We start from the raw sequence: 13,209 nt of genomic DNA, 5'->3' as shown, positions 1-13,209 counted from the left end.
TCCTGGAAAAAAATTAAGGGCGTAAAACGCTTAGGGTAGCACCATGTTAACTGAGCAGTTGCGTTGACGCTATGTCGGGAATCCAGGGGAAGTAAAACAGGGCTAATGAGAAAGGTAAAAATTGGACTGGCGTTGGGCTCAGGTGCCGCCCGGGGCTGGTCGCATATCGGTGTCATCAATGCGTTAAAAAAGATGGGGATAGACATCGATATTGTTGCAGGATGTTCAATTGGTTCGCTGGTTGGGGCGGCCTGTGCCTGCGATAAGTTGCCGGAGCTGGAAGGGTGGGTTCGTTCCTTCAGCTACTGGGATGTACTGCGCCTGATGGACCTCTCCTGGCAACGAGGCGGATTGCTGCGCGGCGAACGCGTATTTAATCAGTTCCGCCAGATAATGCCACTCAACGACTTTAGCCACTGCAAGATGCCTTTTGGTGCCGTCGCGACGAACCTCAGCACGGGGCGAGAGCTATGGCTGACCGAAGGCGACCTCCACCTCGCCGTGCGCGCCTCGTGCAGTATGCCGGGATTAATGGCACCCGTACCGCATAACGGCTACTGGCTGGTCGATGGCGGCGTGGTGAACCCGGTCCCCATCTCGCTGACCCGTGCAATGGGAGCCGACATTGTGATCGCCGTGGATTTACAACACGACGCCCACCTGATGCAGCACGACCTTATGCCTGTTAATCTTCACAGCGATGATGCGAAAGGTGAGAAGCTCGCCTGGCATGCGCGTTTACGCGGCAAAATAGGGCGTATCGCCGCGCGTCGCTCGGTTGCGGCACCTACTGCCATGGAGATCATGACCACCTCAATACAGGTGCTTGAGAACCGCCTGAAACGCAACCGCATGGCCGGTGATCCACCGGATATTTTGATCCAACCGTATTGCCCACAAATTTCGACCCTCGATTTCCATCGGGCAGACGCCGCTATTGCAGCAGGCTCGTTAGCCGTCGAAAAGAAAATAGATGAACTGTTACCTTTTGTGCGAACAGCACATTGAGAACCTTTTTAAGCACACTTCAGCAAAATCTGACAGGCGATAGTGTCGATACCATGCCACTATTTAGTCATTGTCAGCCAGGGGAGGAACCATGACGCAGCCATTGGCCGGAAAACACATTTTAATCGTTGAAGACGAGCCCGTTTTCCGCTCGCTGCTGGATTCCTGGTTATCTTCACTAGGAGCAGCCACTTCACTCGCTCAAGACGGCGTTGATGCTATTGAGAAAATGGCATCTGCCACACCGGATCTGATGATCTGCGATCTCGAAATGCCCCGAATGAATGGCCTGAAGCTGGTCGAGCATTTGCGCAATGAGGGCAACCAAACCCCCATTCTGGTGATTTCAGCGACCGAAAACATGGCGGATATCGCTAAAGCGCTGCGTCTCGGCGTCCAGGATATCTTGCTGAAACCCGTAAAAGATCTGAACCGGCTGCGTGAAACGGTGCTGGCCTGCCTCTATCCCAATATGTTCAATTCCCGCGTGGAAGAGGAAGAGCGTTTATTCCAGGACTGGGATGCGTTAGTCAGCAACCCGCTTGCCGCGGCAAAATTGCTTCAGGAGCTTCAGCCGCCGGTGCAACAATCCATTTCACATTGTCGCGTCAATTATCGTCAGCTCGTTGCGGCCGATCAGCCGGGTTTAGTGCTGGATATTGCGCCTCTCTCTGATGCCGATCTCGCATTTTATTGTCTGGATGTTACACGCGCAGGGGATAATGGTGTTTTAGCCGCGTTATTACTTCGTGCGCTTTTTAATGGGCTGCTTCAGGAACAGTTATCACATCAGGGGCAACGTTTGCCGGAGTTAGGCAGTTTACTTAAACAAGTGAATCAACTTTTCCGTCAGGCCAATTTACCGGGTCAGTTCCCGCTTTTGGTTGGATATTATCACAGCGGCTTGAACAATCTTATCCTGGTATCCGCAGGGTTAAATGCCACGTTGAATACCGGTGAGCATCATATACAGGTGAGCAACGGTGTCCCGCTGGGCACATTAGGAACAGCTTACCTTAATCAAATTAGCCACCGTTGCTCCTCCTGGCAGTGCCAAATTTGGGGAAGCGGGGGACGGCTGCGTTTAATGTTGTCCACGGAATAAGCAGTTGGATTTTAAACGACACATTGCTTTACCTGTGTTTTGCAGGCGGTGCTACTATCACTGCCAGAATCATACGTATTAATCCTAATTGATCGGCAACGCGCGCTTTTCGGACCCGCCCTTCAGGATGTGGCTGATATACTTAACGCGTTAATTAATGCATAAAAGTTCAAAACTTGAACAGTTCAGGAGAATTTCAATGGCTGCCCTAAATTCGAAAGTGAGAAAGGCCGTTATCCCGGTAGCGGGATTGGGGACCAGGATGTTGCCAGCGACAAAGGCAATCCCTAAAGAGATGCTGCCTTTGGTTGATAAGCCATTAATCCAGTATGTCGTCAATGAATGCATTGCTGCAGGAATTACGGAAATTGTGCTGGTCACGCATTCCTCAAAAAACTCTATCGAAAACCATTTCGATACAAGTTTTGAACTCGAAGCGATGCTGGAAAAACGTGTTAAGCGTCAGCTGCTGGCCGAGGTTCAGTCTATTTGTCCACCGCACGTGACTATTATGCAGGTGCGTCAGGGTCTGGCTAAAGGTCTGGGTCATGCCGTTCTGTGCGCGCATCCTGTTGTGGGGAATGAACCTGTTGCCGTTATCCTGCCTGACGTTATTCTGGATGAATACGAATCCGATCTTTCCCAGGACAACCTGGCTGAGATGATTAAGCGCTTCGACGACACCGGCAGCAGCCAGATTATGGTTGAGCCTGTTGAAGACGTTACCGCCTACGGCGTTGTTGACTGCAAGGGCGTTAACCTTGAGCCGGGCGAAAGCGTGCCTATGGTAGGCGTCGTTGAGAAGCCTAAAGCGGATAGCGCGCCTTCAAACCTCGCTGTCGTAGGCCGTTATGTCCTGAGCGCAGAGATTTGGCCGCTGCTGGCAAAAACGCCTCCAGGTGCGGGGGATGAGATCCAGTTGACTGACGCCATCGACATGCTGATCGAGAAAGAAACGGTTGAAGCCTACCACATGAAAGGCAAGAGCCATGACTGCGGCAATAAGCTCGGTTATATGCAGGCATTTGTCGAATATGGCATTCGTCATAATACGTTGGGTGAAGAATTTAAAGGCTGGCTCAAAGAAAGCATGGGTATTAAGTAATATTCTGAATTTCATGCGAACAAAACCGGTGAGGCAATGCCCACCGGTTTTTTTATACCGCAAAAACAACCCTGCCGGGAAAAGGGTTTGTCAGATAGCTTAAATAAGCTTCTGTCGCGATATGACAGTCTGTAAGGGGATGTTTGTGGGGAATTACAGGCATAAAAAATCCCGCATATAGCGGGATTTTTGAAACAGGGAACAAGATTAATCCTTGATCAGGAAGTCATCCAGTTGTTTACCCTGCTCGTCCATCGCTTTCTTGATTACAGCTGGAGTACGGCCCTGGCCGGTCCAGGTTTTAGATTCGCCGTTTTCATCAATGTAGCTGTATTTAGCAGGACGCGCAGCGCGTTTAGCTTTGGTACCAGTTTTTGCTGCAGCCATGCTGTTCAGCAATTCATTTGGATCGATACCATCAGCAATCAGCATTTCACGGTATTGCTGCAGTTTACGCGTGCGTTCTTCGATTTCAGCAGCAGCTACGCTTTCTTCTTCACGACGTTCGTTAACTACAACTTCTAATTTTTCCAGCATTTCTTCAAGCGTTTCAAGGGTGCATTCTCTTGCCTGCGCACGAAGAGTACGGATGTTGTTCAGAATTTTAAGTGCTTCGCTCATTGTAGTAATCTCAAACTTATAATGGGGGTGGTTTGTTGTCCTAATAATAGAGCGATAAATTGAGTTGTGCAATAGGTGGGAATGTAAGGAATTCAAAAAATACTAAATACTTGCCGCTATTATTAATAGCGCTAACTTAAATTCCACAGCGTATCTGGCTGACGCGTTATCACACCCAGGCGGCAAAAACGGCCCGTTGCGTCTTTTTTTGTGACATTTCCCTCAGGAATTATAGTTGCGGCGGATAAATATCAGCCTTTTGTATTACTTTGCAATAGAGAGGATAAGGCAAAAATAGTTAATAATTAGTGAATGTTAATGTCCGTTCATTCCAGTATAAAAAGAAGTGTTATGCCTGCTCAGGGGCCTCTCATAATGAGGGGGTTAAACGTGTTTACTCTCTGTTTTAACGTATTATTTTTGCAACGAGACCGTGCCTGGCCTTCCTTCTGGCTCCCGGGTCAGCGAGGTGTATCGCTGATGATAAGGCAAAATATGGTACAATGACTCATCGGGAATATTACACATTGATTAGGGTTTAACGGCCAATGGCACAGCTTTATTTCTACTATTCGGCAATGAATGCAGGGAAATCCACAGCGTTACTGCAGTCCTCTTACAATTATCAGGAACGGGGCATGCGAACCGTTGTTTATACTGCCGAGATCGACGACAGATTTGGTGCCGGTAAGGTCAGCTCGAGAATCGGCCTCTCGTCGCCTGCCAGGCTCTACAACCCCGAGACGGACCTGCTGGAAGATATTCGCTCAGAACACGCTAAAAAGCCCATACACTGCGTGCTGGTGGACGAAAGTCAGTTTCTCACCCGCGAACAGGTTCATGCGTTATCTGAGGTTGTAGACAATCTGGATATCCCGGTCCTTTGCTACGGACTGCGTACTGATTTTCGGGGCGAGCTCTTTGCCGGCAGCCAATATTTACTCGCCTGGTCAGATAAGCTTGTCGAACTGAAAACAATTTGTTTCTGTGGCCGTAAAGCCAGCATGGTGCTTCGTCTCGATCAGTCCGGAAAACCTTTCGCAGACGGCGAACAGGTGGTGATAGGGGGCAATGAGCGCTATGTCTCCGTGTGCCGTAAACATTATAAAGAAGCGCTTGCCCTGGGGTCTCTGGCCGTGCTCCAGGATGAAAACCGCAAATAGCCTTGCTTAGTGTTCAAAACCATCAGACATAAAAAAACCCGCCAATGGCGGGTTTTTTCTTAGGCTGTCAATCAGGCGTGTTTCTTCGCTTTTTTGTCAGCTTTTACCACCGGCGCTGCAACTTGTGCAGTATCAGCTTCACCTTCTTTGTACTCACGTCCGTAGAAGGTATCCAGCAGGATCTGTTTCAGCTCGGCAATCAGTGGGTAGCGTGGGTTAGCACCGGTACACTGGTCATCGAAGGCATCTTCAGACAGCTTATCTACGTGAGCGAGGAAGTCAGCTTCCTGAACGCCTGCTTCGCGGATAGATTTAGGAATACCCAGCTCAGCTTTGATGCTGTCCAGCCATGCCAGCAGTTTCTCAATCTTCGCCGCAGTGCGATCGCCCGGTGCGGACAGACCCAGGTGGTCAGCGATTTCAGCATAACGACGACGCGCTTGCGGACGGTCGTACTGGCTGAAAGCAGTCTGCTTGGTTGGGTTGTCGTTGGCGTTATAGCGGATAACGTTGCTGATCAACAGGGCGTTCGCCAGACCGTGAGGAATGTGGAACTGGGAGCCCAGTTTGTGCGCCATTGAGTGACACACGCCCAGGAAGGCGTTCGCAAACGCGATGCCCGCGATGGTCGCAGCACTGTGTACACGCTCACGCGCTACCGGGTTTTTAGACCCTTCGTTGTAAGATGCTGGCAGGTTTTCTTTAAGCAGCTTCAGCGCCTGCAGAGCCTGACCGTCGGAGAACTCAGATGCCAGTACGGAAACGTAAGCTTCCAGGGCGTGAGTGACCGCATCAAGACCACCGAACGCGCACAGTGACTTCGGCATATCCATGACCAGGTTGGCATCAACGATAGCCATGTCCGGCGTCAGCGCGTAGTCAGCCAGCGGGTATTTCTGACCGGTTGCATCGTCAGTTACAACAGCAAACGGCGTCACTTCTGAACCGGTACCGGAAGTGGTGGTAACCGCGATCATTTTCGCTTTTACGCCCATTTTCGGGAACTTGTAGATACGTTTACGGATGTCCATAAAGCGCAGCGCCAGTTCTTCAAAGTGAGTTTCAGGATGTTCGTACATCACCCACATGATTTTCGCGGCATCCATTGGGGAACCACCGCCCAGTGCGATAATCACATCTGGTTTGAAGGAGTTTGCCAGCTCGGCACCTTTGCGAACCACGCTCAGCGTTGGATCAGCTTCAACTTCAAAGAAGACTTCAGTTTCTACACCAGACGCTTTCAGAACAGAGGTAATCTGGTCTGCATAGCCGTTGTTGAACAGGAAACGGTCAGTCACGATGAGCGCACGTTTGTGGCCATCAGTAATCACTTCATCCAGCGCGATTGGCAGTGAGCCGCGGCGGAAGTAGATAGATTTCGGAAGTTTGTGCCACAACATGTTTTCAGCTCGCTTAGCAACGGTTTTCTTGTTGATCAGGTGTTTTGGACCAACGTTTTCAGAGATGGAGTTACCACCCCAGGAACCACAACCCAGAGTCAGGGAAGGTGCGAGTTTGAAGTTATACAGGTCGCCGATACCACCCTGAGAAGCAGGGGTGTTGATCAGAATACGGGCGGTTTTCATCATCTGACCGAAGTGGGCAACACGTTCTGGCTGGTTATCCTGGTCGGTGTACAGGCAAGAGGTGTGACCGATACCGCCCATCGCGACCAGTTTTTCCGCTTTTTCTACCGCGTCTTCGAAATCTTTCGCGCGGTACATTGCAAGCGTAGGAGACAGTTTTTCGTGTGCAAACGGTTCGCTTTCGTCAACAACAGTGACTTCACCGATCAGGATCTTGGTGCTTGCCGGCACGGTAAAGCCTGCGAGTTCAGCGATTTTGTAAGCTGGCTGACCTACGATAGCGGCGTTCAGCGCGCCATTTTTCAGGATGATGTTCTGAACCGCTTTCAGTTCCTGGCCCTGCAGCATGTAGCCGCCATGGCTGGCGAAACGTTCACGAACGGCATCATATACGGAATCCACCACAACAACAGACTGCTCAGATGCACAGATAACGCCGTTATCGAAGGTTTTGGACATCAGTACGGAAGCCACAGCACGTTTGATATCTGCGGTTTCATCGATAACAACAGGGGTGTTGCCTGCGCCAACGCCGATGGCTGGTTTACCGGAGCTGTATGCCGCTTTAACCATGCCAGGACCACCGGTCGCCAGAATCAGGTTAATGTCCGGGTGATGCATCAGCGCGTTGGACAGTTCAACGGAAGGTTGGTCAATCCAGCCAATAAGATCTTTTGGCGCACCCGCCGCGATTGCAGCCTGCAGGACGATGTCAGCTGCTTTGTTGGTGGCATCTTTCGCACGTGGGTGCGGGGAGAAGATGATTGCGTTACGGGTCTTCAGGCTGATAAGGGATTTGAAGATTGCGGTGGACGTTGGGTTGGTGGTTGGAACGATACCGCAAATGATGCCGATAGGTTCTGCGATGGTGATGGTACCGAAGGTGTCGTCTTCAGACAGCACGCCGCAGGTTTTCTCATCTTTATAGGCGTTGTAGATATACTCAGAAGCAAAGTGGTTTTTGATCACTTTATCTTCAACGATACCCATGCCGGATTCGGCAACGGCCATTTTAGCGAGAGGGATTCGAGCATCTGCAGCAGCCAGAGCGGCCGCGCGGAAGATTTTATCAACCTGTTCTTGGGTGAAATTGGCATATTCACGCTGGGCTTTTTTCACGCGCTCGACGAGGGCGTTCAGTTCAGCGATATTGGTAACAGCCATAATGCTCTCCTGATAATGTTTAAACTCTTTTAGTAAACCAGCGCTCGATACGTCACACAGTATAGTCAGAGCCGTACATGCTTGCGTAACACACAATAAAACAAAGGGTTACTGACCGCCTGAACGCACTAATTTACTAAAAGAGCCTTACCTTAGCATCATCCCTTTTTGATAGGTGATATCCCTGGGGGCGTAACCAAGATTACTCACTTCTGAGTATGAAAATTATGATCTGCGTCAATTTTTCCATAAGCTGATACCTTTCAGCAGGGTTATTTTGTAGACATTATTCTACTGTTAAATAATTAAGTAACTATTGAAAGCGAAGCTGTCATAGGTAATACAAATAATTAACATCATGAAATGCTACTATTTTGCCGCAGATTTCTGATGAAGAATGCGTTTAAAAAGCGTATCTTCAGCGCGGTTTTATCAGGATCCTTTTTCAGCCCAGGCCATGCGCATTAGCGGAGCACCTCGTGATTCATACGCTCTTTGATTTCCCTACATATTTTAAGTTTTTTATTGGTTTGTTTGCCCTCGTGAACCCGGTGGGTATCATTCCTGTCTTCATTAGCATGACCAGCTACCAGACGGCGGCCGCCAGAAATAAGACTAACCTCACTGCAAACCTGTCGGTTGCCATTATTTTGCTGACCTCCCTTTATCTGGGTGACGCCATTCTGCAGCTGTTTGGTATCTCGATTGATTCCTTCAGAATTGCAGGCGGGATCCTGGTCGTTACCATCGCCATGTCGATGATCAGCGGTAAGCTCGGTGAAGATAAACAGAATAAACAGGAGAAATCAGAGACTGCCATTCGCGAAAGCATCGGCGTGGTGCCGCTGGCGCTGCCTTTGATGGCCGGACCGGGTGCAATCAGCTCAACGATCGTATGGGGTACGCGCTACCACAACGTGATGCACCTGATTGGGTTTTCGGTGGCGATAGCCCTGTTTGCGCTTTGCTGCTGGGGCTTATTCCGTATGGCACCGTGGCTGGTTCGTCTGCTTGGCCAGACGGGCATTAACGTCATTACGCGTATTATGGGTCTTTTGCTGATGGCGCTGGGCATTGAGTTTATCGTCACCGGCATTAAAAGCATTTTCCCCGGATTGTTGCATTAACGGTTTCATATGAAAGAACGGTGCCAGTGGCGCCGTTTTTTTTACGTTATTATCAGTAAAAAATATTAATAAAGTTGAAATGCGCACACGTCATAATAAATTCTACTAATAATCCCCGCTTTATACATTTCAATGGGTTAGATATTCGCTCTCACAACCTCTGCACATAAATCCTGCAATCGATCTGTTATTTTTCTTACATGATACTCTGGGGCTTGCTGAGAGATAACCGAAATGATATTAGTAATTTCAACGTTCCCCCAGAGGAATGTGCTAAATAATAATCAATTGTTAATTTTTTGTACAAAACCAGTCGAACGAAGCGCAGCGACGCGCTCGCAGAAGTATTTTTCTGTATCGTATTGAATAGCAGGGCATTTCCCTGATGTTTGATCTCAGGCAAGGCAGCCCCCTAAAAGACGGTCTCTACCGTAAAAGAGAATTGCTTAACAAATTTGCAAAATGTATTGGCGAGAGCTGACGCCATTTGGTACTTTCCGGCCTTATATTTTGCAGCAGTAAAGAAGTAGATGAGAATTATTTTCAAATAGTTTTCTTCTCAAATATCTCAGGCACGTCGCGGACAGGGCGGCGTACCCGGAATCGACGCAAGACCGCCACACGAGCGGTCAGTAATAAAGAAGTCGGTGATAGCAAGAAGTAAAAAAGAACCTGACAGCAGCAAAAAAAAACTCCTGCGCTGTACAGGCCCCAGAAGGGGATTACACAACTGGCGAAGGCCGGTCATTATAATGAGTGGAGTACCAACACAATGTCCATCATCACAAAAAAAAGTCTGGTCGCGGCGGGAATTTTAACTGCGCTAATCGCGGGCAACGCTGCAATGGCAGCAGACGTGCCGGCAGGGGTTCAACTCGCCGAGAAGCAAACGCTGGTTCGTAATAACGGCGCTGAAGTTCAGTCTCTCGATCCGCATAAAATCGAAGGTGTTCCTGAGTCAAACGTTAACCGCGACCTGTTTGAAGGTCTGCTGGTGACCGACGTTGACGGCCACCCGGCGCCGGGTGTTGCTGAGAAATGGGAAAATAAAGATTTCAAAGTCTGGACCTTCCATCTGCGTAAAGATGCAAAATGGTCCGACGGTACACCGGTTACCGCTGAAGATTTCGTTTATAGCTGGCAGCGTCTGGCAAATCCTAATACCGCCTCTCCGTATGCGAGCTATCTGCAGTATGGTCACATCGCCAATATCGATGACATCATCACGGGTAAAAAACCGGTGACTGACCTTGGCGTAAAAGCCATTGATGCAAACACATTTGAAGTGACGTTGAGCGAGCCTGTTCCGTACTTCTACAAACTGCTGGTTCACCCGTCCGTCTCCCCGGTTCCAAAAGCGGCCATCGAGAAGTTCGGTGAAAAATGGACCCAGCCTGCGAATATCGTGACCAACGGCGCTTATAAGCTGAAAGACTGGGTGGTCAACGAGCGTATGGTGCTGGAGCGTAACACCAACTACTGGGATAACGCGAAGACCGTCATTAACCAGGTGACCTATCTGCCAATCGCTTCTGAAGTGACGGACGTTAACCGCTACCGCAGCGGTGAAATCGACATGACCTATAACAACATGCCGATTGAACTGTTCCAGAAGCTGAAAAAAGAAATTCCGAAAGAAGTGCATGTCGATCCTTACCTCTGCACTTACTACTATGAAATCAACAACCAGAAAGCACCGTTTACCGACGTGCGCGTTCGTACCGCGCTTAAGCTGGCGCTGGACCGCGATATCATCGTTAACAAAGTGAAAAACCAGGGCGATCTTCCGGCCTACAGCTACACCCCACCTTATACCGACGGCATGAAGCTGGATAAACCAGAGTGGTTTGGCTGGACGCAGGAAAAACGTAACGAAGAGGCGAAAAAGCTGCTGGCCGAAGCGGGTTATACTTCAGACAAGCCGCTGACCTTCAGCCTGCTGTACAACACCTCCGATCTGCATAAAAAACTGGCTATCGCCGTCGCATCCATCTGGAAGAAGAACCTGGGCGCAAACGTGAAGCTGGAAAATCAGGAGTGGAAGACCTTCCTCGACACGCGTCACCAGGGCACCTTTGACGTTGCGCGCGCAGGCTGGTGTGCGGACTATAACGAACCGACGTCCTTCCTGAATACCATGCTGAGCGACAGCTCCAACAACACCGCGCACTATAAGAGCCCGGCGTTTGACAAGCTGATCGGCGATACGCTGAAAACCACTGACGACGCGCAGCGCGCTGAACTCTATTCAAAAGCGGAGCAGCAGCTGGATAAAGATTCCGCGATCGTGCCGGTTTACTACTACGTGAACGCCCGTCTGGTTAAGCCATGGGTTGGGGGTTACACAGGTAAAGACCCGATGGATAATATCTCTGTCAAAAACTTGTATATTATCAAGCATTAATGGCAATGAGTGGGGCGGGTATACTCGCCCCACGGTGTCTAATCATCATCACATAAAGGCACACGCCAGAAGGTACGGGCAATGTTGAAATTCATCCTGCGTCGCTGTTTAGAAGCGATTCCAACGCTATTTATTCTTATTACAATTTCCTTCTTTATGATGCGTTTGGCCCCGGGCAGTCCTTTTACCGGTGAGCGCACGCTGCCGCCAGAAGTCATGGCCAACATCGAAGCGAAATATCATTTAAACGATCCTATCACCACCCAATACTTCAATTATCTGAAGCAGCTGGCGCACGGGGATTTTGGGCCGTCATTCAAATATAAAGACTATTCCGTTAACGACCTGGTGGCCTCCAGCTTCCCGGTATCGGCGAAATTAGGCGCGGCGGCATTTATTCTGGCCGTGGTTCTCGGCGTCACGGCGGGCGTTATCGCCGCGTTGAAACAAAATACCCGATGGGATTATGCCGTGATGGGGGTGGCAATGACCGGGGTGGTCATACCCAGCTTCGTAGTCGCGCCATTACTGGTCATGATATTCGCGATCACGCTGAAATGGCTGCCCGGGGGCGGCTGGAACGGTGGGGCAATACAATTTATGATTTTGCCGATGGTGGCGCTCTCGCTGGCCTACATCGCCAGCATCGCGCGTATCACCCGTGGTTCGATGATTGAAGTATTGCACTCAAACTTCATCCGTACCGCGCGCGCAAAAGGTCTGCCGATGCGCCGCATCATCTTCCGCCATGCGCTTAAGCCTGCGCTGTTACCGGTGCTGTCGTACATGGGCCCGGCCTTCGTGGGGATCATCACCGGTTCAATGGTTATAGAAACCATTTATGGCTTGCCGGGTATTGGTCAGCTGTTTGTTAACGGTGCACTTAACCGTGACTATTCACTCGTTCTCAGCCTCACCATCCTTGTGGGGGCACTGACCATTCTCTTTAATGCCGTTGTCGATGTGCTGTATGCCGTTATCGACCCGAAAATCCGTTACTAACTGGAGCTCGCCATGATGTTGAGTAAGAAAAACAGCGAGGCGCTGGAAAACTTCAGTGAAAAACTGGAAGTCGAAGGTCGTAGCCTCTGGCAGGACGCCCGGCGGCGTTTTATGCATAACCGTGCAGCGGTTGCCAGCCTGATTGTGCTGGTGATTATTGCACTGTTTGTCACCCTGGCACCTATGCTGTCGCAGTTCAGCTATTTCGATACTGACTGGGGCATGATGTCGAGCGCGCCGGATATGGAATCCGGCCACTATTTCGGTACCGACTCCTCAGGGCGTGACCTGCTGGTCCGCGTGGCTATCGGTGGGCGCATTTCGCTGATGGTCGGGATCGCCGCCGCGCTGGTGGCCGTGATCCTGGGCACGCTCTACGGTTCGCTTTCCGGCTACCTGGGCGGCAAAGTGGATTCCGTGATGATGCGTCTGCTTGAGATCCTCAACTCCTTCCCGTTCATGTTCTTCGTTATTCTGCTGGTGACCTTCTTTGGTCAGAATATCCTGCTGATCTTCGTGGCCATTGGGATGGTCTCCTGGCTGGACATGGCGCGTATTGTGCGTGGGCAAACGCTTAGCCTGAAGCGAAAAGAGTTTATCGAAGCCGCCCAGGTGGGTGGGGTTTCCACCGGGAACATCGTTGTTCGCCACATCGTTCCAAACGTGCTGGGCGTCGTTGTGGTCTATGCCTCGCTGCTGGTGCCAAGCATGATCTTGTTTGAATCTTTCCTGAGCTTCCTGGGACTGGGTACGCAAGAGCCACTGAGCAGCTGGGGTGCGCTGCTGAGCGATGGGGCAAACTCAATGGAAGTCTCTCCATGGCTGCTGCTGTATCCGGCGGGCTTCCTGGTTGTCACCCTGTTCTGTTTCAACTTTATCGGCGATGGCCTGCGTGATGCCCTCGACCCGAAAGACCGTTAAGGA

Annotated in this window: 10 protein-coding genes; 8 read left to right on the top strand and 2 right to left on the bottom strand. The window is 50.3% G+C overall.

The window, feature by feature from the left end; all coding sequences use genetic code 11:
* Nucleotides 1–105 precede the first annotated feature (105 nt).
* The 3 genes from rssA (at nucleotide 106) to galU (ending at nucleotide 3,218) form a co-directional block, all read left to right on the top strand.
* The gene (rssA, locus tag FFS28_RS03290; RefSeq protein WP_137848756.1) at nucleotides 106–1,008 is read left to right on the top strand and encodes a patatin-like phospholipase RssA; all 903 of its coding nucleotides are present in this window, start codon (nucleotides 106–108) and stop codon (nucleotides 1,006–1,008) included.
* A 91-nt stretch (nucleotides 1,009–1,099) separates the two neighbouring features.
* Entirely contained in the window at nucleotides 1,100–2,113 is a 1,014-nt protein-coding gene (rssB, locus tag FFS28_RS03285) for a two-component system response regulator RssB (RefSeq protein WP_137848755.1), read from the top strand.
* A gap of 199 nt (nucleotides 2,114–2,312) precedes the next feature.
* Nucleotides 2,313–3,218: a UTP--glucose-1-phosphate uridylyltransferase GalU gene (gene galU / locus FFS28_RS03280; protein ID WP_137848754.1), complete on the top strand. Its 906-nt coding sequence runs from the start codon at nucleotides 2,313–2,315 to the stop codon at nucleotides 3,216–3,218.
* Between the two features lie 207 nt (nucleotides 3,219–3,425).
* Here galU and hns read toward each other — a convergent pair whose 3' ends face one another.
* A complete protein-coding gene (gene hns, locus FFS28_RS03275) occupies nucleotides 3,426–3,839 on the bottom strand; it encodes a histone-like nucleoid-structuring protein H-NS (protein WP_006175843.1) in 414 nt (137 codons plus the stop codon).
* 548 nt (nucleotides 3,840–4,387) lie between these two features.
* On the opposite strand from hns, the gene tdk reads away from it, so the two are divergent.
* Complete coding sequence (gene tdk, locus FFS28_RS03270) at nucleotides 4,388–5,002, top strand: thymidine kinase (protein WP_006175839.1); 615 nt, start codon at nucleotides 4,388–4,390, stop codon at nucleotides 5,000–5,002.
* 71 nt (nucleotides 5,003–5,073) lie between these two features.
* Here tdk and adhE read toward each other — a convergent pair whose 3' ends face one another.
* Nucleotides 5,074–7,752, bottom strand: a complete 2,679-nt coding sequence (adhE, locus tag FFS28_RS03265; protein ID WP_137848753.1) for a bifunctional acetaldehyde-CoA/alcohol dehydrogenase — start codon at nucleotides 7,750–7,752, stop codon at nucleotides 5,074–5,076.
* Between the two features lie 479 nt (nucleotides 7,753–8,231).
* Here adhE and FFS28_RS03260 point away from each other — a divergent pair, with 479 nt between their 5' ends.
* The 4 genes from FFS28_RS03260 to oppC all read left to right on the top strand — a co-directional run bounded on the left by FFS28_RS03260 (nucleotide 8,232) and on the right by oppC (nucleotide 13,206).
* Entirely contained in the window at nucleotides 8,232–8,879 is a 648-nt protein-coding gene (locus tag FFS28_RS03260; protein WP_137848752.1) for a YchE family NAAT transporter, read from the top strand.
* Between the two features lie 772 nt (nucleotides 8,880–9,651).
* Nucleotides 9,652–11,283: an oligopeptide ABC transporter substrate-binding protein OppA gene (oppA, locus tag FFS28_RS03255; protein ID WP_137848751.1), complete on the top strand. Its 1,632-nt coding sequence runs from the start codon at nucleotides 9,652–9,654 to the stop codon at nucleotides 11,281–11,283.
* A gap of 81 nt (nucleotides 11,284–11,364) precedes the next feature.
* Entirely contained in the window at nucleotides 11,365–12,285 is a 921-nt protein-coding gene (gene oppB / locus FFS28_RS03250) for an oligopeptide ABC transporter permease OppB (protein ID WP_006175829.1), read from the top strand.
* A gap of 12 nt (nucleotides 12,286–12,297) precedes the next feature.
* A complete protein-coding gene (gene oppC / locus FFS28_RS03245; RefSeq protein WP_006175828.1) occupies nucleotides 12,298–13,206 on the top strand; it encodes an oligopeptide ABC transporter permease OppC in 909 nt (302 codons plus the stop codon).
* Nucleotides 13,207–13,209: the final 3 nt, after the last annotated feature.

It is taken from the genome of Enterobacter sp. 2VL (assembly GCF_005503595.1).
In the GTDB taxonomy this organism is placed as follows: domain Bacteria; phylum Pseudomonadota; class Gammaproteobacteria; order Enterobacterales; family Enterobacteriaceae; genus Enterobacter; species Enterobacter cancerogenus.
Note: the sequence above shows the minus strand (reverse complement) of the source record. Positions and strands in the feature narration are given on the sequence as shown.